This is a genomic window from bacterium (genome assembly GCA_028820935.1).
Taxonomy (GTDB): Bacteria; Actinomycetota; Acidimicrobiia; order Spongiisociales; family Spongiisociaceae; genus Spongiisocius.
Genome location: JAPPHZ010000051.1, coordinates 1 through 20,376, shown reverse-complemented (window position 1 = coordinate 20,376; position 20,376 = coordinate 1). Strand labels below are relative to the sequence as shown.

At 68.1% G+C, this 20,376-nt stretch carries 17 protein-coding genes; 12 read left to right on the top strand and 5 right to left on the bottom strand.

The genetic code is table 11. The features are described from left to right. The first annotated feature begins 174 nt into the window (after positions 1–174). From OXM57_14980 to proX, 12 genes are all read left to right on the top strand, one after another. The gene (locus OXM57_14980) at positions 175–522 is read left to right on the top strand and encodes a GntR family transcriptional regulator (protein MDE0353982.1); all 348 of its coding nucleotides are present in this window, start codon (positions 175–177) and stop codon (positions 520–522) included. Next, positions 519–1,484, top strand: coding sequence for a DUF1648 domain-containing protein (locus OXM57_14975; GenBank protein ID MDE0353981.1), 966 nt, complete (start codon positions 519–521; stop codon positions 1,482–1,484). The genes OXM57_14980 and OXM57_14975 overlap by 4 nt, the downstream gene beginning before the upstream one ends. Before the next feature lie 351 nt (positions 1,485–1,835). Continuing rightward, entirely contained in the window at positions 1,836–3,482 is a 1,647-nt protein-coding gene (locus tag OXM57_14970) for an AMP-binding protein (protein MDE0353980.1), read from the top strand. Then, positions 3,479–4,273 carry an alpha/beta hydrolase gene (locus tag OXM57_14965; protein ID MDE0353979.1) on the top strand — a complete coding sequence of 265 codons (795 nt, stop codon included), beginning with the start codon at positions 3,479–3,481 and terminating at the stop codon, positions 4,271–4,273. The genes OXM57_14970 and OXM57_14965 overlap by 4 nt, the downstream gene beginning before the upstream one ends. After that, positions 4,270–5,283 carry an LLM class flavin-dependent oxidoreductase gene (locus OXM57_14960; GenBank protein MDE0353978.1) on the top strand — a complete coding sequence of 338 codons (1,014 nt, stop codon included), beginning with the start codon at positions 4,270–4,272 and terminating at the stop codon, positions 5,281–5,283. The genes OXM57_14965 and OXM57_14960 overlap by 4 nt, the downstream gene beginning before the upstream one ends. Then, positions 5,283–6,044, top strand: a complete 762-nt coding sequence (locus tag OXM57_14955; GenBank protein ID MDE0353977.1) for an SDR family oxidoreductase — start codon at positions 5,283–5,285, stop codon at positions 6,042–6,044. The genes OXM57_14960 and OXM57_14955 overlap by 1 nt, the downstream gene beginning before the upstream one ends. Then, positions 6,037–7,416, top strand: a complete 1,380-nt coding sequence (locus OXM57_14950) for an amidase (protein ID MDE0353976.1) — start codon at positions 6,037–6,039, stop codon at positions 7,414–7,416. Before OXM57_14955 ends, OXM57_14950 begins: the two co-directional genes overlap by 8 nt. After that, positions 7,413–8,192: an enoyl-CoA hydratase/isomerase family protein gene (locus tag OXM57_14945; GenBank protein ID MDE0353975.1), complete on the top strand. Its 780-nt coding sequence runs from the start codon at positions 7,413–7,415 to the stop codon at positions 8,190–8,192. The genes OXM57_14950 and OXM57_14945 overlap by 4 nt, the downstream gene beginning before the upstream one ends. Next, positions 8,189–8,977: a MaoC/PaaZ C-terminal domain-containing protein gene (locus OXM57_14940; protein MDE0353974.1), complete on the top strand. Its 789-nt coding sequence runs from the start codon at positions 8,189–8,191 to the stop codon at positions 8,975–8,977. The genes OXM57_14945 and OXM57_14940 overlap by 4 nt, the downstream gene beginning before the upstream one ends. Positions 8,978–9,330: 353 nt before the next feature. Then, complete coding sequence (locus OXM57_14935) at positions 9,331–10,554, top strand: glycine betaine/L-proline ABC transporter ATP-binding protein (protein ID MDE0353973.1); 1,224 nt, start codon at positions 9,331–9,333, stop codon at positions 10,552–10,554. Beyond that, positions 10,551–12,521 carry an ABC transporter permease subunit gene (locus OXM57_14930; GenBank protein ID MDE0353972.1) on the top strand — a complete coding sequence of 657 codons (1,971 nt, stop codon included), beginning with the start codon at positions 10,551–10,553 and terminating at the stop codon, positions 12,519–12,521. Before OXM57_14935 ends, OXM57_14930 begins: the two co-directional genes overlap by 4 nt. Positions 12,522–12,650: 129 nt before the next feature. Beyond that, a complete protein-coding gene (gene proX, locus OXM57_14925) occupies positions 12,651–13,748 on the top strand; it encodes a glycine betaine/L-proline ABC transporter substrate-binding protein ProX (protein MDE0353971.1) in 1,098 nt (365 codons plus the stop codon). A gap of 91 nt (positions 13,749–13,839) precedes the next feature. On the opposite strand, the gene OXM57_14920 is transcribed toward proX, so the two are convergent. From OXM57_14920 to OXM57_14900, 5 genes are all read right to left on the bottom strand, one after another. Further along, positions 13,840–14,457 carry a TetR/AcrR family transcriptional regulator gene (locus OXM57_14920; GenBank protein ID MDE0353970.1) on the bottom strand — a complete coding sequence of 206 codons (618 nt, stop codon included), beginning with the start codon at positions 14,455–14,457 and terminating at the stop codon, positions 13,840–13,842. 186 nt (positions 14,458–14,643) lie between these two features. After that, the gene (locus OXM57_14915) at positions 14,644–15,387 is read right to left on the bottom strand and encodes a hypothetical protein (GenBank protein ID MDE0353969.1); all 744 of its coding nucleotides are present in this window, start codon (positions 15,385–15,387) and stop codon (positions 14,644–14,646) included. Between the two features lie 51 nt (positions 15,388–15,438). Then, positions 15,439–16,206 carry a hypothetical protein gene (locus tag OXM57_14910; GenBank protein ID MDE0353968.1) on the bottom strand — a complete coding sequence of 256 codons (768 nt, stop codon included), beginning with the start codon at positions 16,204–16,206 and terminating at the stop codon, positions 15,439–15,441. A gap of 505 nt (positions 16,207–16,711) precedes the next feature. Then, positions 16,712–19,063: an excinuclease ABC subunit UvrA gene (locus OXM57_14905; protein MDE0353967.1), complete on the bottom strand. Its 2,352-nt coding sequence runs from the start codon at positions 19,061–19,063 to the stop codon at positions 16,712–16,714. A 295-nt stretch (positions 19,064–19,358) separates the two neighbouring features. Further along, a complete protein-coding gene (locus OXM57_14900) occupies positions 19,359–20,009 on the bottom strand; it encodes a hypothetical protein (GenBank protein MDE0353966.1) in 651 nt (216 codons plus the stop codon). Positions 20,010–20,376 lie beyond the last annotated feature (367 nt).

Below are 20,376 nucleotides of genomic sequence, written 5' to 3'. Positions count from 1 at the left end.
TCCGGCCCCCCGGAAGTTGTTGATCTTCGATTCCTGTGTTGGACTACGCCTCCATCGATACCTAAGCCATATAAGCCGGCGGCTCCAGTAGGGCTCAGCGAAACCGATGCTCCGACGCCGGAGCCCGGCCTCGCCGGGATTGCCTATATGTATAGTTCTAGTTATAATAGAACTATGCTCTGGAAGATCGATGCGCAGTCACCGCAGCCCCTTCACGAACAGTTGGCCGGTCAGATACGGCGTGGCATCGCCGCTCGTGAGCTCGCGGAGGGCGAGAAGCTGCCCCCGGCTCGTGACCTGGCGAAGGGCCTGGGGGTGAACATGCACACGGTCCTCCGGGCGTTCCAGACGCTGCGCGACGAGGGCTTGCTGGAGGTCCGCAGAGGCCGCGGAACATCGGTGGCGCGGGACGCCAAGTCGGCGGCCCGCCACGTCGAGCTCGCCCGCAGCCTGGTCAGCGAAGCGCGCCGCGCTGGGCTGGGCAACCGTGAGATCCTCCGACTGGTAGAGGTGCAACTATGAACGAACGGACACGGAGAGCGGTCCTGGGCGCCGGCATCCCCGCCGCCGTGGTGGGTGCGGGCCTCGGCCCGTACCTTGCCTACCGGTCCGACCTCCCGGATCGGGTGGCAAGTCACTTCGGCATCTCCGGCCGGGCGGACGATTCCATGTCACCGGAGCTGTTCCTCTTCGTTGTCGGAGCGCTGATGGTGATCGGCCTGGGGATGTGCGTGGCCGTCGCCCTGATCCGGGAGAGGCTCCAGCCGATGGTCGGCCTGGGCGCGTCGTTCATCGGAGCGTTCATCGGAGCGCTGGCGGCAGGGATACTCGCCACCACCGCCATCGGCCAGAGAGGGCTGGAACGGTGGCAGGAGGCGACGCTGTCCCCCTGGGTACTGATCCTGTGGATCGGCGGCAGCCTCATCTTCGGCAGCGCGGCAGCCTGGATCGCCTCGGCCCTTCCGACCGCCGACGACCCCGGCATCGACACAGCGCCGCCGGCGATGGACCTCGCTCCGGGCGAGCGGGCCTTCTGGACCGCCACCCTGTCTGCTAGGTGGCCGCTGCTGCTGGGCCTGGTCACCGTTCTCGTAGTCCTGGTCCTCACGCAGTTGGTGGAACCGTGGTTCGCGCTGGTCCTGCTGGCGCCGGCGCTCATCACCACCACCTTCAGCCGCATACGCGTGACCGCCGACCGATCGGGGCTAACCGTCCGTTACGGGTTCCTCGGGTGGCCCGGTACGTTCGTGCCCCTGAGTCGCATCGCCACCGCCCAGGCCATAGACGTCCGCCCCTCCGAATGGGGAGGATGGGGATACCGGGGCAACCTGACCCTCATGAACCGCGCCGCCGTGGTCCTGCGCGCCGGCCCCGGCATCCGCCTCGACCTTCACGACGGGAAGGTGTTCGTGGTGACTGTCGACGATCCCGACATCCCGGCCCGACTGCTGAACGCCGAGGCCTCGCGCCTTACAAGTACCTGAACACGACATACAAGCGAGGGAGACGTGGCCGGCTTGCGGAGTACGGGACTCCCCAAAGGCGAGAATGGTCCGATCTCCCCCGGCAGTCCAACAGGCACCCGCGAGTCCATGCGTCCTGATCGACGCGACGGAAGCCCTGGGCTGAGGATGTAGGCGAGTCCGGCAGCACGGGTAGTAGGTACTTCATGGACGGGTCTCGGCCAGGGGTCAACCGCATCGCCGACCTCGAGCGGCCGGGCCGTGGATCCAGCAGGTCTCCGACGGTGCCGCTCCCGCGGCTCCGGCTACCGTTCCGGTCATGCCAGGTCGACCCCGCCTCCTTTAGACAGCGCGGTCACGGGTATCGACGCCATGGCGCCGGCTGACTCGGAGGACCTCTCCGGCGATGCCGCGGCCCGCTACCGGCGTGCCGGGTGGTGCACCGGCCAGCGACTGGTGGATCGCTTCGAGTCCCACGTGTCCGAGTCCCCTGACGAGCCGGCACTGGTAAGCGCCCGCGAGACCCTGTCACGGGGCGACCTCTGGAACGCGGCGGGCGAAGCAGCCGAACAGATCCGGGCGGCTGTCGGCGACGCAGGGCGGGTCGTGGTGGTACACCTGCCCAACACCACTCCCTGGATGGTGATGTTCCTGGCCGTGCTGCGGGCCGGCCACGTTCCGGCGACCCCTCCCGTGACCACCGAGGCGGGCCACCTGCTTCACATCTTCGAGTTGGTCAAACCCGCTCTCGCCATTTCCGTGAGCCGCCACCGGCGGTCGGCGCCCGCCGAGGCCATCCGGGAGGCCGCCGCCCGGACCGGCGGCGTGGCCGTGGGCCTGGCCGATCACACTGCCCTTGACCTGCATAGCACCGGTAGCGGCCGGGCGGGATCCGGCCGTGTTCCCGGGACCACTGCCCACCTCATGTTCACCTCCAGCACCACCGGACCGCCGAAGGCCGTGAGCCACAGCGAGGACTCCCTGGCGACCCTGAACCGCCAGTTTGCACAGCGTTTCGACCTCAACGCCCGCACGCCCGTCTTCATGCCGTCCCCCCTCGGCCACAGCGTCGGCGCCATCCACGGCGCCCGGCTGTCGATGTTCCTGGGCGCTCCGCTCATCCTCCAGGACCGCTGGGACGCCGCCACCGCCCTTGAGCTCGTGTCACGCCACCGGGCGGCGTTCACCGCCGCGGCGACGCCGTTCCTGCTCGACCTGGCCAACGCCCCGTGGCGAAGCGCCGAACCCAAGCTGGCCCCGCTCCGGAGCTTCCTGTGCGGCGGCGCCCAGGTGCCGCCGGCGCTGATCCGGCGCTGCCGTAGCGAGTTCCCGAACACGTTCGTGACGCCACTCTGGGGCATGACCGAGGGTGGTCTGACCACCTGCGTCGATAGCTCCACCGACCACCAGGTCGAGACGACCGTCGGCATCGGGCTTCCCGGCCTGGATCTTCGAGTTCTCGACTCCGAGACCGGGATGCAGGACTCCGGTGCAGGCGAACTGGTCATGCGCGGGCCCGGAGTGTTCAACGGCTACTTCGGCCAGCCCGAGCTGTACGCCGAGCACCTGGTCGGCAACGGGTTCTTCCGCACCGGCGACCTGGCACGCATCGACGCCGACGGCTACGTCTCGATCACCGGACGGGTCAAGGACCTGATCATCCGCGGAGCGGTCAACATCTCGCCCGTCGCTACCGAGAACACCATTGCCGCCCACCCCGACGTGACCGGCGTGGCCGTGATCGGCTGGCCGGACGAGCGCCTCGGTGAGCGCATCTGCGCCGTCGTCCAGACCACCGCCCCTCTCGACCTCGAACAGGTCGTGGCCTTCTGCGCAGACCGGGGCCTGTCCCGCCGCTTCTGGCCCGAGCGTCTCGAACTGGTCGACCGGTTCCCCCGCACGGCCGCGGGCAAGATCCGCAAGCCCGAACTCCGCAGCGCGCTGGTCGACCGGGCCCGCGGCGCCGCAAGCCGGACCTCCGGGAACGCGGGTCCAGACCATGGGGAGGCACATCGATGACCGAGGTCGAGCTGGGAGACATCGTTGTCAACTACTGCCGGCGCGGTTCGGGCCCGGCCGTCGTGCTGCTCCACGGCCTCGCCGAGGACCACCGCTCGTGGGACTCCGTCGCTCCGTACCTGGGTTCATTCACCACCTACGCAGTAGATCTCCGGGGCCACGGCCGGACGACCGCCGGCCGGGGTGCCGGCACGCTGTCGCAGCTGGGTGACGACCTGATCATGTTCCTGCAGGCCGTCACCGGCCCGGCCGCGGTCGTCGGGTACTCGCTCGGCGGCACCATCGGGCTTCAGGCCGCGACCGCCGCACCGGACCTGATCGGCCACCTCGTCGTGGTCGCCACCTCGTCGGTCGTCGGGAGGGCCGCAGCCGGGTTCTTCGCCGGCCGCATCGCCCAGCTCGAATCCGGAGACAGCACCGGCTTCGCCGCGGGCCTGCGCGACGACACGGCGCTCCAGATCGTCACCGAGGCGGATCTCGACTCCCTTGCCGCTGACCGGGTGGCCGCGGTGGGGGACGGCCACGGCTACATCAACGCCGCCAGAGCCATGATCGGGATCCGGGCCGAACCGCTCAACCCGCTCCTGTCGCGGATCACGGCGCCTCTCGACATCGTCGGAGCGGACCGCGATGTCTTCTGTCCCCGCCGGGCGTCGGATATCATCGCCGACGCCGTGCCCCACAGCCGCTTCCACGAGATCGCCGGCGCAGGTCACCTGCTTTCGGTCGACCGGCCCGAAGCCTACGGCCGGCTGCTCGCCCGGCTCCTGCGCGGATCGGCCACCCGATGACGCACAGTTACGGCATCTCGCTGGGGGTGAGCCCTCGGGAGCCCCTGAGCCGCACGTCCGAGCTTGCCCGGGCCATCGACGAGAGCGGCTTCGACGCCCTCTGGTACATCGATTTCCAGCTCGGGATGAAGGACGTGTACGCGGCCATGAACCTGGCCGCGCTGTCCACCAGCAGAGTGCTCATCGGAGCGGGCGTCACCAACCTGGTGACCCGGCACCCCACCGTCACCGCCAACGCGACGGCCGCGCTCGACGAGCTCTCCGAGGGTCGGGCCGTTCTCGGCCTCGGCGCGGGCTGGTCAGCGGTGCTGGGCGCCGGTGGCAGGCCGTCGAAGCTCGGCGACCTCCGGGCCGGGATCGACGGATTCCGCCGGCTGTTCACCGGCGAGGCATGCGACCTCTACGGCACCCGGGTCCGCCTGGCGGCCGCCACCCGCCAGATCCCCATCTACCTGGCCGCCTCGCAGCCCGCCATGTTGCGCCTCGCCGGCGAGGTCTGCGACGGCGTCGTGCTGATGGGCGCCGCCGACCCCGAGTTCTGCTCGTGGCAGATCGACTTCATCCATGAGGGCCTGGCGGCAGTCGGGCGCGACCGCGAGGAACTGACGATCGACCTGTTCGTCACCATGTCGGTGGGTGACGACGAGGCAGCCGCCATCGCGGACATCCGGGCCTGGGCCACCAGCCAGGCAGCCACGTTCCACCCGTGGAAGCGCATGCCCCCGGCGTGGGAGAGGTTCCGCCCCGAGTTCGCACGGGCTGCCGACGCCTACCATCTCGTCGATCACCTCTCGCTGCAGGCCCGGCACAAGAAGATCGTGTCGGACGACTTCGCCCGGTCGGTGGCGCTGGCGGGCGACCTGGACACCTGCGTCGACCGGCTCCGCCGCCTGTGGCGACTCGACATCGACCGCATCACGTTCGCCCTCCTGTCGGGCGGGCGGCAGCAGCGTCTCGCCCACCTGGCAGGCACCGTGATCCCCGCCGTCGAGACAGCAGGAGAGAGCTGATGGACGACAACCTTCCGGTGGCGCTGGTAACCGCGGCCGCGGGAGCCGGCATCGGAGCGGCGGTGGCGCGCCGGCTCGCCTCGGACGGCTTCGACGTGGTGGTGACCGACGCCCACGAGCGCCGGTGCCGCCAGTTCGCCCGAACCCTGTCCGACCAGCTCGGGCGGGAGGTCCTCTCGTACCCGCTCGACGTGACCGACCACGCGCAGGTGCGCGCCGTCATCGACGACGTGGTGGCCCGCAGGGACCGCCTCGATGTGCTGGTCAACAACGCGGGATGGTCCAAGATCGAGCCGGTGGCCGAGATGTCCCTGGAGACCTGGCAGCGCTGCCTCGACGTGGATCTCACCGGCACGTTCGCATGCATGCGCTACGCGCTCCCCACCATGATCGCCAATGGCGGCGGCTCGATCATCAACATCTCGTCGATCGCGGCCTGGGAGATGTCGGCCGACCACGGCGCGGCCTACTCGGCCGCCAAGGCCGGCGTCCTGGCCCTCACCCGGGTCGCGGCGGCCGAGAACGGGGTCCACGGGGTGCGCGTCAACGCCGTCGCCCCGGGCCTCATCCACAACGACTTCCTCCGCAGGATCTACCCCGAAGAGTTCTTCGACCGCTACCTGTCCGAGAAGGCCTTCCTCGACCGGGTGGGACGGCCCGACGACGTGGCGAGCATGGTCGCCTTCCTGGCCTCGGACGAAGCGAGCTACGTGACGGGCGAGGTGTTCACCGTCTCGGGAGGCGTGTCCGCCCGTGGATGACGGCCCCCTCTGGTGGCCCGTGCCGCGGCTGGTCAAGGCCTACCGCGACGGCTCGCTCTCGCCCGTCGAGGTAGCGGAGTTGGCCCAGGCCCGCATCGCCGAGACCGATCCGATCCTCCATGCGTTCGTCCTGGCCACCCCCGAGCTGGCCAAGCGCCAGGCTACGGCGGCCGAGGCGGCATACAGGAACGGCCGCCAAGGCCCCCTCGCCGGCGTCCCGGTCTCGATCAAGGACGCCTTCCACGTCGAGGGCCAGGTCACCACGCTCGGTTCGCTGGCCCACACGGGCGACGTGGCCCGCCACGACTCAGGCGCCGTGCGCCGCCTGCGTAGGGCCGGAGCCGTGTTCGTCGGCAAGACCAACGTCCCGGAGTTCTGCCAGTCGGCCACCACCGACAACCTGCTCGGTCCCGACACCGCCAACCCCTTCGACCCCGGCCGCACCACGGGAGGGTCCAGCGGCGGCGCCGCGGCCTCGGTCGCCTCGGGGGCTTGCACTCTGGGGCTCGGTTCCGACGGCGGGGGATCGATCCGCATCCCGGCGGCGTTCTGCGGCCTGGTGGGCCTGAAACCCACCTACGGCGCCGTGGACGACGCCGGCGGCTTCCAGGCCTTCAGCCCGTTCGTCTCCGCCGGCCCGCTGGCCCGATCCGTAGACGACGCTCGATACATGCATTCCGTCCTCGCTGCAGCCGGCACCGCAGCCCCGGGCACCGCCGCAGGGACGGGCCGGCGCCGTGTCGCATGGTGCTCCAACCCGGAGGACCGCCCGGTCGACCCCGGTCTCGCTGCCGTCGTCACCTCGGCGGTGGAGAAGCTCGCCGCCTGCGGTCACCACGTCAGTCAGGTCGAACTGGACCTCGGAGGATGGGAGGATTTGTTCGGGACGCTCGTGCTCGCCGAGGAGGGCGAGCGCCGCGGCCACCTGCTCCGCGGTCCCCACCGGCTGACGACGTACCAGGAGCGATCCCTCAGAGCGGCCGAGCAACTGGACCCGGAGACCCTCCACGACGCCCGCTCGGCCCTCGCGCAGTACCGGGCACGGGTGGACCGGTACTTCCGTGACCACGACGTGATCGCCACCCCCGCCACCGCCACCACCGCCTTCGAGCTCGGACGCCGGCCGGGGACCATCGCCGGCCGGCGGGTGGGACGGCTGTGGGGGGCATTCCCGTTCGCGGTGCCCTTCAACGTCTCCGGACATCCCGCCATAGTGCTCCCGGTGGGTTTCGTGGACGGCCTACCGGTCGCTATCCAACTCGTCGGGCGGCACGATGCCGACCTCGACCTGCTCTCCCTCGCCGAGCAACTCGAATCCGGATTGAACCTCCGGCCCTTCGCCCGGCTGCCGTCCCGAATCCCGGCCTCATGAGCGACGTAACCCGAAGGCTCGAGGGCTCCGCTCTCCTTCTGGAGATCAGCCGTCCGGATCGCGCCAACGCTCTGCTGTGCCGCACGATCCGCGAACTCGAAACCGGACTCGATGCAGCCGAAGCGCCCGGATCCGACCCGACCCGGCTCCCCGGCACAGATGTCAGCGGCGTGGTCATCACCGGAGGATCGAGACACTTCAGCGCCGGAGCGGACCTGGCCGCCTTCACCGGATCGCTCGAGGACATCGAGTTCGACAACGAGCTCGAACGGCTCTGCCACCGGATCACCCACAGCCCGTTGCCAGTAGTGGCCGCGGTGGAGGGTGCCTGCTACGGCGGAGCCGTCGACCTGGCTTGGGCCTGCGATGCGGTCGTGGTCTCCGAAGAGGCGCGCCTCGCCGTGCCGTCGACCAGGTTGGGAATCCTTTACAACCCGGCGTCGGTCGCCCGCCTGCATTCCCGGCTCGGCTCGTCGGTCGTGCGCCGTCTCATGGTCCTCCAGCAGGAGTTGGAAGGCCGGGACCTTCCACCCGGGTCGGCGCTAGGCGTGCAGCCGGGGGCGGCGGTCGAGACCGCCGTGCGCCTCGTCCAGGCGGTCTCCGCTGACCGCGACGCCACCCGGGCCACCAAGGCCCTGCTCGCCTCCCTCGACAGCCATGCCGGGTTCGACCCCGCCCGCTGGCGGGCAGAGCGAGAAGCCCTGCTGGCCTCACCGGCCCGCCGGGAAGCCCTCGAGACCCACCGGGCCTTTATCCGAAGGGAGCAGAAGGAATGAACCTGAGGGACCTGGCGGGCCACGACCTCGGCACCCGTACCGTCGACTTCTCAGCCGACGACGCCATCCTCTACGCCCTCGCCGTGGGTGCCTCGGCCTCGCAACTCGACCTGGTCTACGAGCGCGACCTGCGAGTCCTTCCGACGTATGCCTGCGCGCTCGGCGTGTGGGCAGTGGAGGCAGCAGGCCGCCTCGGCGCCTACGATCCCACCCGGTCCCTCCATGTCGGCCAGAGCCTGGTGGTCCACGAGCCGTTGCAGCCCCGGCCAACCCCCATGAGCGGCCGTGTCCACTCCGTGTACGACAAGGGCAGGCTCACCATCGTCCGAGTCGAGGTGACCGCCTCCAGCTTCGAAGCCGGTTACACGATCCTGCTACCCGGGGTCGGAGGCTGGGGCGGCGACCCGCCTCCGCCGACCGACAAGACCACCGGGCTGGCGCCGACCTGGACCGCAACGGCCCAAGTAGCACCGGAGGCAGCGGTGCTCTACCGGCTCACCGGCGACAAGCACCCTGTCCACGTCGATCCATCCGCGGCCGCCGCCATGGGACTGGACCGGCCGATCCTGCACGGGCTGGCCACCATGGGCATCACAGCCAGGGTCGCGGCGGAAGCCGTGAGCGCCCATCCGGCGGACCTGTCCGCAGCCACGGTGCGCTTCTCCAGACCGGTCTACCCCGGGTGCCGGATGCAGGTCGACGCCGAGACCCACCAGACCACCGCACATGTCGAGGCCTCGGTCGACGGCATGACGACCATGTCCGGCGCATTCACCTTCCAATAAGGGCCATCATCACCCGACACGTAGCCGAACGGACACGAACGAGCGGCGTCAAAGGAACCTGACCACACAGCGGCCGAGACTGCGGTGTCGACGCCTCCCGGCGCCATCGATTCCCGGACCGGCTCGTTTGCCCCAGCCGGCCGGGTTGAGAAGATGCCGGCTGCCGGACAGGCGAGCGCCACCAGGGCGATCATCGCCACAGCTGCCAGGAAAGGATTCTCGGTCAGCCGGTCACGCTGAAGAAAACAAAAGACGACGTCGGTTTCAGGCATTACGATCGTCGCAACAGGTTCCATCGAGCGTGCTCTGCCAATGCAAGGGCTTCGCACCAGGCCTGTGGACGGGAAGGCAAGTTGACCAAAGTCGAACTCGCCAATGTCACGAAGATCTTTGGCGCCGAGCCCAGGGGTGAGGCGCTCGATTTGCTGAGGGCCGGCTGCTCGAAAGAGGCGATCCGGGAGCGAACGGGCCATGTCGTGGGCGTGAACAACGCCAGCATCGATGTGGCGGAAGGGGAGATCTTCGTGGTGATGGGCCTGTCCGGCTCGGGCAAGTCCACCCTCCTGCGCTGTGTGAACCGGCTCCATGAACCGACCGCGAGCAGGATCGTCGTCGACGGGACAGACATCACAGGCCTCGGTCCCAAGGAGCTTCAGGCGTTTCGCCGCGAGAGCACCGGCATGGTGTTCCAGCACTTTGCGCTGTTTCCCCACCAGGACATACGGTCCAACGTCTCGTTCGGACTCAGGGTGAAGGGCGTCGATCAGGAGGCGCGCAACGAGGCGGCGGAGCGGGCGCTCGCGCTCGTCGGACTTAGCGGTTACGAGGCCAGCTTCCCCCGGCAACTCAGCGGAGGCATGCAGCAGAGGGTGGGGCTTGCCCGGGCGCTTGCCACCGACCCCGACATCCTGCTCATGGACGAGGCCTTCAGCGCCCTCGATCCGCTGATCCGCCGCCAGATGCAGGACGAGCTGATGGAGATCCAGGACAAGCTCCACAAGACGATCCTGTTCATCACCCACGATCTCAACGAGGCGCTCCGGGTCGGTACCCGGGTGTGCATCATGAAGGACGGAGCCATCCATCAGATCGGCACGCCCGAGGACATCCTCATGCGCCCCGAGACCGAGTACGTGGCGGAGTTCGTCCAGGATGTCGACCAGGGCCGGGTACTGGCCGTCGAGACCGTGCGCGAGGATGCCGCGGCGGTCGCTCCGAGCGCGACTGCCGGCGAGGTGCTGCACGCCATCGACAGCCTCGGGACGGAAGCGGCCCACGTGGTCGATGCCGCAGGGCGGCCCGTCGGGGTGATCACCCGCGAGTCGGCCGAGCGGGCGCGAGCCCGCGGGCACCAGCCGCTGGGGCCTCTGATCGAAGCGGTACCGACCGTCACCGATGACACGGTGCTGGCCAAGGTGTACCAGCTCTTCGAGTCGGGCCTGCCTGTCGCGGTGATCGACGGGGAGGGCAGGCTCATCGGATCGGTCCGCCCCCTCCAAGTCCTGGCCGAGCTGGGGCGGGTCGAGGGCGTCTCTGAACAGTTGAAGCTCACCAATGCCAGGGACGCTCGAGAATGAACCCCGGAACGCTCGCCTCCGGATTCTGGGACAACCGCAACCTCGACGAGTGGGAGATCCCCTTCGGTCTGTGGATCGAGGAGATCGTCTTCTGGCTGACCACCCACATAAAGGGGTTCCTCGAGGCCGTCAAGTGGCCCGTCGACCAGCTGCTGGAGCTCATCATCGACAACCTGCTCCAGGACTGGCTCCCGTGGCCGGTCGTGCTGCTGCTGTTCTTCCTGCTGGGGGTCACAACTAGGAACTTCCTGGTTGGGCTGGGCAGCGCGGCCGGCCTCCTCGTGTGCGGGCTGCTCGGCAACGAGTACTGGGATCTCACCATGGAGACGATCGGGATGATCATCGTTGCTGTGATCATCTGCACGGTGGTCGGCATCCCGCTGGGGATCCTGGCGGCCCGGATCGATGCGTTCTGGAGCAGGCTGCGGCCCGTCCTCGACGGCATGCAGGTGATCCATCCCTTCGTCTACCTGCTGCCCATCATCTTCCTGTTCGGCGTCCGCCGGACCCCCGGCGTGCTCGCCACGCTGGTCTTCGCCCTTCCCCCGATCGTTCGGCTCACCAACCTGGGGATCCGCCAGGTCCCCGCAGACGTGGTGGAGGCGGCCCGTGCGTTCGGAGCGACCGAGACCCGGATCCTGCGCGAGGTCCAGATACCATTGGCCCGGCCCGCGATCATGGCCGGACTCAACCAGACCCTGCTGCTGTCGCTGTCAATGGTGGGAATCGTGGCGATCATCGCCGGCGGAGGTCTCGGCAAACCGATCCTCACCGCCCTCAACACCGCCGACATCCCCATCGGCGCGTCGGCCGGAGCCGGTCTCTACTTCGTGGGGGTGCTCCTCGACCGGATCTCCCAGCCCGAGGGCAGCCGCGACAGGCGCAGCCTCTTCGCGCGCATACGCGTCGCCTGGTCCACACGGGCCGACCCCGCGGTCCCCGCCATGCCCGGTCTGCAAGCCGAGCCGGAGACTCCCGTTGTGGCTGCAGTCCCGGCCGCACCCGAGTTGACCGCCTCCCACCGGCTCGGGGCCGCGGCGGCCCTCACCGGCGGTCTGCTCGCTGCGTTTGCGTCGCTGCTGACCTGGGGCAACGACGCCGGTCTGTTGTCGGGTTACGCCCGATTCGGCGACACCGACCTTCCCGGCGCCCATAGCGGCGTGGGGGCCACCGGTGGCTCGTGGTTCGGGATCGTGCTGGCCCTCGTCGGCCTGACGGTCGCGTTCGGGGGCGCATCGGCGCTCTGGCGTCCCCGTAGCCGAGAGAAGTTCATCGCGAGTGGAGGCGTCTACCTCGCGGCCGGCCTGGTGCTGGCTTCGCTGACCGTCGCCTACTTGACCGTTTCGCCCCGGGGCGAGAACTACAGCCACGGCACAGGTGTGTGGCTGGCGCTCGTCGGCGCTCTGATCGTTCTTGTAGGGGGTGGCTGGACCACTCTCCGCGGGAAGCACGACGACGCTCCAACCCCCGCGGGCGCACGAGAGGTGGCGAGCATGGTCGTGCTGGCACTGTTCCTCGGATTCGCCGGAGCGTCGGGATCCTGGATCCTGGACCAGCGCAGCGACGCCGCCCAGATCGCCGCCGAGCTGGCGGCCGAGGCAGAGGGCGCCGACCAGGGCGGCCTGGCCGCCGAGGTGCTGGCCGAGGCCCTGTCCGAGACCCGCCGCGTCGCCGTCCGTGGCCTGGATACCAACGGGCCGCGGATCGGCTACATCATCCTCGCTCTCACGGTGGCGGCCATGGCGGCTGTGCTCGGCCGGCTCGTACGCCGACATACCGTGCAGCGCTTCCTCGCCCTCATGACATTCGGGCTGGGATGCGCCATCGCTGCGGTCGGCGCGGCCTGGATCGCCACCTTCGTCCGGTTAGCCACCCCGGCCCTCACACCCGGTGCCAGCTCGTTCCTGGTAGTCATCGGCGGCTTGATCATTGCCGCCATGGGCTGGCGTGCCGTTAACCCGCGCTGACCAGGCCATAAGACTGAAAAAAAGAGACGTCGCTATTGCATCCCCTGTATGATCACCGTTGGGAAGAGCGAGACACAAAGGCGCTCCGAGGTTCGAAGCACCGGAGCCCTAGACACTGGAGGGGACCGCATGAACACCGGCCGCAGGCGAGCGTTTCTCGCCGTGCTTACTGCGTTGATGCTGATGGCCGCCGCATGCGGCGACGACAGCTCTACGACCGACACAGCCCCCGCAACCACGGAAGCCCAACCAGCCGAACCCGAGGCGGCACTGCCTGGTGAGGGTGTGACCGTCACGATGGCGCGGGGCAACTGGATCGAGACCAACTTCCAGAACTATGTGGTCCAGCAGCTACTGCAAGAGCTCGGATATGAGGTAACCGACCCCGAAGAGATCGCGCCGGCGACGTTCTTCCCGGCGGTGGCTCAGGGCGACTACGACCTCTGGGCGTCATCGTGGCCGCTCAACCACACTCCCCTCCTCGAAGGAGAGAGCCCCGATGGCGGCACCTTCGGCGACAAGGCGCGCTACATCGGCAAGATGATGGCGTCAGGCGCGCTTCAGGGCCTTCTGGTGGACATTCCCAGCGTCGAACGGTTCGGCTTCACCACGCTCGGAGAGCTGCTCGATAACCCCGAGGCGGTGGCCCACTTCGACAGCGACGGTGACGGCAAGGCCGACATCAACGGCTGCGACGACGGTTGGGGCTGCCAGAAGGTCATAAACGACACCCTCGCCAAGAATGGCTGGGACGACCGGGCGGCGCAGGTGTCGGCTACTCACTCCGCACTGTTCGCGGAGTCGCAGGCAAGCTTCACGGCGGGCGGCCCGGTGCTTCAGTACGTCTGGACGCCTACCGCGTTCGTCGGCAAGCTCGTCCCGGGTAGGGACGTGCTGTGGCTCGCCATCGAGCCCGAACAGGCCCTCGAAGGCCAGGATGGGGTCTCGGCGGTAGGCGATGCCTGCACCAACGATCCCTGCACGACGATGTTCACGCCCTCCGACATCGTGGTGACCGCCAACAAGGACTTCCTGGCCGCCAACCCGGCTGCGGCGTCGTTGCTCGAGAACTTCGAGCTGGATCCGCTCGCGGTGGCCGTCCAGGCCGTCGCCATCGACGCCGGCGCCAACTCCGACGCCGAGATCGCAGCCGCGGCTGCCGAGTGGATCGCAGCCAACCGCGACAAGATCGATCCGTGGATCGAGGCCGCGCTCGCTGCGGCCTGATCGTCAGACGAGCCGCCAGAAGCCGACCGGCGACGCGCTTCGTCGCCAAAGTCACGGCGTCCGCCGGCGCTAATCCCGTGGTCGGGTGCTGTCAGCCTGCGGGGGCATTCCCGTAGAAGCTGCGGTACCAGGCCCTGGTCACGATGCGCGCAACTGTCTCCACATCCACCGGCGCCTCGTTGAGTGCGGCGTGGGCGAACGTCGTGTACGCGGTCTGCTCGACCAGCGAGGCCATAGCCCGGGCCACCGTGGCCGGATCGAGTCCGTCGAGCTCTACGCGTTCGTCGTTCCTGATCGCATGCACGAACCGGGCGACATGGCGCTCGCGCATGGTCCACCAGATCGTGGTGAATCGCTCTTCCACCGTCGTCGCCTCTATGAATGCCCGCAGCACGCCCCTGTTGTCGTGATAGTGCTGGAGGTATCCGAGGTTGGCGTCGAACAGAGCGGCTTCAGGGTCCTCGGCGATGGGCGTCGAAGACCGGCTCCTCCGGAAGAGTTCCTCGTGGAGGTCCCGGATGACGGTCCCGAAGAGGTCCTCCTTGTTGTCGAAGTACCTGTACAGGCCTCCGAGGGAGAGCCCGGCCTGTACCGCGACATCGCTCATGCGGGCATCGACGTAGCCGTCCCTGGTGAAGACCTTCGACGCTGCGTCGAGAATCGTCTGACGCGTCCGTCGGCCTTTAGGGGTGGTCGGCTTGGTGGCCATGGGCGCTGCCATCGTTCGAAAGCGTCTGTGCGGTGCGAGGCACGCGAGTGATCCCCGTGTAGCTGGTCCCTGTGCGGATCGTTCCGGGTCTGGAAGCCCGCGGCGCGCGATCTTACCGCGCTCAGCGAAACCAACCGGTGGGTCGGCCGGGATGGAGTCGGTCTCAGGCCTCGCAGCCGACCAAGTTCAATCACCGGTCCGCGTAGCTGGGCCAGATCCACGGGAAGGCCGGGCGCGGTATCGACGTCGCCAGAACACCAACAGGCCCACCAGGATGAGGAAGCCCCCCACCGAGGTCCCCCACGGCATCGACGCATCCGCCAGCCCGTCTTCGGAGGCTCCGGTTCCGGCCCCCGATGCCGGCGACCAGGCCGGACGGGAGGCACCTTCGGCCAGCAGCCATGATTCCGAACTCGCCATATCTACCACCCAGACCTCGGAGCGGCCGTCACATGTGGTGGAGTAGGCCAGGTGGCTCCCGTCGGGTGACCATGCCAGGGCCCAGCCGAAGTCGTCGCTCACCGGACGGCCACCGGCCCCGTCGGCATCCATCACCATGACACTGTTCCCTACGTAGGCGATGTAGTCCCCATCCGGAGACCACACCGGGCTCGAACCGTCGGCCAGCCGCTGTGGACTGTCGCCGGAGGGATCCGTCACCCAGACCTCGTTGGTGAAGTCGAGAGCCTTCTCGTAGGCGATGCGCCGTCCGTCCGGGGACCACGTAGGCTCCGAACCGTCGATCAGCCGCCGGGGATCGCCGCCGTCGGCGGCCACGATCCAGACCTCGCGACCGGATTCGGCAACCCATCTGTGGTAGATGATGTGGGCGCCGTCCGGGGACCAGCTCAGGTTCAGACCGCCGTAGCTGGAGTTCGGCCGCCAGTCGTCGGTGAGCCGCCGCCCGGTACCGGCATCCATCTCCGCCACCCAGACCGCTCCGCCCTCCCCCGCGTAGGCGACAAGGCGCCCGTCCGGGGACTACGCAGGTTCGGAACCTCTGCGAGCCAGCCGCCGGGTGTCGCTGCCGTCGGCGCCCATCACCCATACTCCGACACCCTCCCCATCCGACCTGGTGTAGGCGATATGGCCGCCGCCCGGAGACCACACCGGCCCCGAACCGTCGGTGATCATCCGGTGCCCGGCGGCATCCGCCACCCATATCTCGGGAACCTGCTCGACCGGTATCGAGTAGGCCAGTTGCCGTCCGTCCGGCGACCACTGCGGGCCCGAGCCGCCGCTGGTCAACTGCCGCTGGTTGCCGCCGTCCGCGTCCACCACCCAGATCCCGGAGAGCTCGCCCCCGTCGGCGAAGGCGATGTGCTTCCCGTTCGGCGACCAGGCCGGGTCGTAACCGCCTACCAGCCACCGCCGATCACCGCCGTCCGCGTCCGCCACCCACACTCCGGAATCCACGCCCGACAGGTAGTAGACGATGCGGCGCCCGTCCGGCGACCATGCGGCATCCGATCCCGCGTCGGCCAGCAACCGGGGGTTGGCGCCGTCCGCGTCCGCCACCCAGATCCCGGCCCGGCTGGCATCCGGTCGCTGCCTGTTGTAGGCGATGGTCCCCGAACCGAAAGCAGTCGTATCCGGCACGGTCGAGAATGTGACCTCGGCGCGTTCCGGCGAGCACGCATCCTTGGCGACCGCGCTACCGGACAGCGCCACCGACCATCCCACCATCACCGCGGTGGCCAGGAACCCTGCGAGCCGTTTGCGGCCGGGCCACGGACCGCATCCCGTCATTCGAGTTCCATTCGTTGCCACCGGGGAGCGCCCCGGTACGTTTCGATACCGACCCTAACGCCGGCCGGGCTGTATTCGACCGGGCCAGCGGTCATGGCTGGCGGATGGGGCGGCGGACGAGGCTGGCCATGCGGCGATCGAAAGCGCCCGCGCCGAGGCTGCAGAGCAGGGTGGGGTCGAGTTCGAGACATTCTTCGACAGCCTCCCGGGGAACCCCGACTGATCCCCGCCTCGCATCGTGACGAACCGGCTCCGGGGGACCTGTCCCCGAACTCGCGCCCATGACAACGTCGAGTGACTGTTAGCAACGCAGATGGAATCGACCCCGACCTGTCCGAGACCACGAGACAGCGTCGAACTTTCCGTAGAACAGATTCCAGCCTGATAGATTGAAATGGCCTTCCGGTGATACTCCGGGAGGAAGTCGCAAACCCCGGAGTGCCGGTCCGAGGATCCGTCAGGGTCGACTAGGACTGGAGCCGGGGTTTACGCACTTCCGGGGGCTTCACTCCGGAGTCACGTATCCGGCCAGGTGGCGTCCGGTCAGGGTCGACCGCTCGGCGACCAGGTCGGCCGGTGTGCCCTCGAAGACCACCCGGCCCCCGTCCTGGCCGGCGCCCGGACCCAGGTCGATGATCCAGTCGGCGTGGGCTATCACCGCCTGGTGGTGCTCGATCACGATCACCGACTTACCCGAGCCCACCAGCCCGTCGAGAAGCGCCAGCAGATGGTCGATGTCGGCCAGGTGGAGCCCGCTGGTCGGCTCGTCGAGCACGTAGATGCCACCCTTCTCGGCCATGTGGATCGCCAGCTTGAGGCGCTGGCGCTCGCCACCGGAGAGAGTGGTCAGCTGCTGGCCGATGGACAGGTAGCCGAGACCGACCCGGGCGAGCCGGTCGAGGATGCGATATGCGGCCGGGACCCTGGAGTCGCCCTCGGCGAAGAAGTCCCTGGCCTCGGTGACCGGCATGGCCAGGACCTCGCTGATGTCCTTCCCGGCCAGCTTGTAGTCGAGGACGGCGCGCTGGAACCGCTTGCCCCCGCACTCCTCGCACATGACGGGGACGGTGGCCATGATCGCCATCTCGAAGTCGATGACGCCCACCCCCTTGCAGTTCGGGCAGGCGCCTTGGGAGTTGGAGCTGAACAGGGCGGGTTTGACGCCGTTGGCCTTGGCGAACGCCTTGCGGATCGGGCCCAGCAGGCCGGTGTAGGTGGCCGGATTGCTCCGCCGTGACCCCCGGATCCGGCTCTGGTCGACGGTCACCACCCCTTCCCGGCCGGAGACCGAGCCGCCGATCAGCGAGCTCTTGCCCGCCCCGGCCACGCCGGTCACCGCCACCAGCACCCCGAGCGGGATGTCCACGTCGACGTCCCTGAGGTTGTGGGTATCGGCCCCGCGCACCTCCAGCACCCCCGAAGGCGCCCGCACCGAGGGCTTCAACGAGGCCCGATGGCCGAAGTATCGCCCGGTGGTGGTGTCGCTGGCCCGCAGGCCCTCCACGGAGCCCTCGAAGGTGACCTCCCCGCCGGCCTTCCCCGCGCCCGGACCGAGATCCACCACATGGTCGGCGACCTCGATCACCTCCGGCTTGTGCTCGATGACCAGCACCGTGTTGGACTTGTCACGCAGGCGCAGCAGCAGGTCGCACAAGCGCTGGACGTCGTGGGGATGCAATCCGGCCGTCGGCTCGTCGAACACGTAGGTCACGTCGGTGAGCAACGACCCGAGGTGGCGGATCATCTTGGTGCGCTGCGCCTCGCCGCCCGACAGCGTCCCGGACGGCCGGTCGAGTGACAGGTAGCCCAGCCCGATCTCCACGAACGAGTCCAGCGTGCGTCCCAATGCCTCCAGCAACGGCGCCACCGAGGGCTCTTCGAGGCCGCGCACCCACCCCGCCAGGTCGCTGATCTGCATCTCGCAGGCGTCGGCGATGCTGATCCCCCCGATCCTCGACGAGCGGGCCGCCTCGGCGAGCCGGGTGCCGCCGCAGTCGAGACAGGCGATGTAGGTGGCGGCCCGGTCCACGAACGCCCGGATGTGGGGCTGCATCGACTCCCGGTCCTTGGAGAAGAACGACTTCTTCACCTTGAGGATCAGCCCCTCGTAGGTGACGTTCATGTCCAGCATCCTGACCTTGGTCGGCTCCTTGTACAGGAAGTCCGCCAGCTCCGTCTCCGAATAGTCACGGATCGGCTTGTCCGGGTCCACGAACCCCGACTCGGTGAACGCCTTGACCGCCCAGCCGCCCTTCTTGTACCCCGGGATGGTGATGGCCCCCTCGGCCAGCGACTTGGAGTCGTCGTAGAGCTGGGTCAGGTCGATGTCCGACACCGTGCCCCGGCCCTCGCAGTGCGGGCACATTCCGCCGGCCCGGCTGTAGGTCTTCCTGACGGTTTTGCCGGAACCCTTCCCGATCGTGATCGAACCGGCCGCCCGCAGCGAGGGCACGTTGAACGAGAACGCATTGGGAGGCCCGATGTGCGGCTCCCCCAACCTGGAGAACAGGATCCGCAGCATGGCGTTGACGTCGGTGGCGGTACCCACCGTGGAGCGGGTGTCGGACCCCATGCGCTCCTGGTCCACGATGATGGCCGTGGTCAGCCCCTCGAGCACATCGACATCGGGCCTCGCCAGAGCCGGCATGAACCCCTGCACGAAGGCGCTGTAGGTCTCGTTGATCAACCGCTGCGACTCGGCGGCGATCGTGTTGACGACCAAAGAACTCTTCCCCGACCCCGACACCCCCGTGAACACCGTCAACCGCCGCTTGGGGATCTCGACGCTCACATCCCTGAGGTTGTTCTCCCGCGCCCCCGAAACCCGGATCAGATCATGGCTACCGACTACACACATAGCGACCACGCTACCGACTCGCGGCGGCTCCACGGCAGCCCGGCCTCTACGAGCATGTGTCCCTCACTTCGAGGTCTGTCGGCTGTGGCTCCGGCGCATGGCCGGTAAGGATCCCTGCTCGCTCGAATCGCCTGTATGCGTCAGAGATGCGGGTAGTCGCCCTGCTCAATAGACGTACGCGTAACCCATCCTCCGTTCCATACCCGTAACAGGATCTCCATCCGCAACTCTCCTAGGTCAGGAGCATCGCTGCGACGATGGTGGCAACATGGAATAGTCTCGCCACCACTCCTGCCTACCACTCGTAGTGTGGCGAGAAGTCAGCGTGCGAGTCCTCGACTGTTTCGAGTTCCGCCAACCATGCACCGACTCCGTCCAGGTAATTGAACATCGCCTCCAATGTGTAGCTGAGGTCACGCGTGTTGATCAATGCGGGGACCTTTCCGTTGCGATCACCGACGACGAAGGACGGGCGCCCTTCCGTGTCGACCGGATAACGGAAAGTCATAGAATTGGGATCCGCGGCGCTGAGCTGCATGAGCAGACCCTCAAAGGCCGTGGTGGACTCGTCATCTGAAACCTCAGGATCGTAGAGAGCTTCAGGATCGGTGAGCAAGGCCTTGGCCGTCTTCCACAGGTAGCGTAGATCGTGGCTGATCAGATCCGGGGCATCTTGGTCCAGAAGTCGCTTTCCGCACAGGATGATCTCCTTAAGACCCAACTCGATCGCCTGACGCGCCGTGAACAGAATCGGGTAGATCAAGAAGTCCTGGTCCTTGCCCGAAGCGGTGCGTCGCATCAGTAGCTTTGCCGCCATTGCGTAGCCGTATTGGTAGAGCGTCCAGTCAGGTCCCCAGGACATATTTGCGTTCGGGCGCCAGTCTCTCTCGTTGGTCGTGTCGAAGAGACTCATGCCCTTCCGGGGCCATACACCCTCGTCATCCATTCTTGAGCCTTCCGATTGCTTACCAGAAGCTATGGCCCGCAGAATCGACGCGGGCCGCTCCGTCTTGCCGTATCTAAGCGATCCATGCTCGGGGCTCAGGCCTCAGCTAGTCGAATCGGACGATCGACAGCATGTCGGTTCTGCGCAGCCGACCGAGCCGGTTAGTCGCGCCATACAGAAGGACATCTGAACGCCATGATTCGATGTGAGGTCCACCGCCTGTTCCATTGGGTCGGCCCCTCGAACTCAAGGGCGAAACCTAACACCTGAGCGCTACCTCCGCTCGTGGGTTGCGGTCTGAGTCCCTGGTCGTAGTGATGGCGATCAGTGAGATTCCCCGGAGTTGATCGTCGAAGTTCCCCACCCC

Coding starts and splice junctions, on each gene's coding strand:
- OXM57_14980 (MDE0353982.1), top strand. CDS start 175: ATGCTCTGGAAGATCGATGCGCAGTCACCGCAGCCCCTTCACGAACAG.
- OXM57_14975 (MDE0353981.1), top strand. CDS start 519: ATGAACGAACGGACACGGAGAGCGGTCCTGGGCGCCGGCATCCCCGCC.
- OXM57_14970 (MDE0353980.1), top strand. CDS start 1,836: ATGGCGCCGGCTGACTCGGAGGACCTCTCCGGCGATGCCGCGGCCCGC.
- OXM57_14965 (MDE0353979.1), top strand. CDS start 3,479: ATGACCGAGGTCGAGCTGGGAGACATCGTTGTCAACTACTGCCGGCGC.
- OXM57_14960 (MDE0353978.1), top strand. CDS start 4,270: ATGACGCACAGTTACGGCATCTCGCTGGGGGTGAGCCCTCGGGAGCCC.
- OXM57_14955 (MDE0353977.1), top strand. CDS start 5,283: ATGGACGACAACCTTCCGGTGGCGCTGGTAACCGCGGCCGCGGGAGCC.
- OXM57_14945 (MDE0353975.1), top strand. CDS start 7,413: ATGAGCGACGTAACCCGAAGGCTCGAGGGCTCCGCTCTCCTTCTGGAG.
- OXM57_14940 (MDE0353974.1), top strand. CDS start 8,189: ATGAACCTGAGGGACCTGGCGGGCCACGACCTCGGCACCCGTACCGTC.
- OXM57_14930 (MDE0353972.1), top strand. CDS start 10,551: ATGAACCCCGGAACGCTCGCCTCCGGATTCTGGGACAACCGCAACCTC.
- proX (MDE0353971.1), top strand. CDS start 12,651: ATGAACACCGGCCGCAGGCGAGCGTTTCTCGCCGTGCTTACTGCGTTG.
- OXM57_14920 (MDE0353970.1), bottom strand. CDS start 14,457: ATGGCCACCAAGCCGACCACCCCTAAAGGCCGACGGACGCGTCAGACG.
- OXM57_14910 (MDE0353968.1), bottom strand. CDS start 16,206: ATGACGGGATGCGGTCCGTGGCCCGGCCGCAAACGGCTCGCAGGGTTC.
- OXM57_14905 (MDE0353967.1), bottom strand. CDS start 19,063: ATGTGTGTAGTCGGTAGCCATGATCTGATCCGGGTTTCGGGGGCGCGG.
- OXM57_14900 (MDE0353966.1), bottom strand. CDS start 20,009: ATGGATGACGAGGGTGTATGGCCCCGGAAGGGCATGAGTCTCTTCGAC.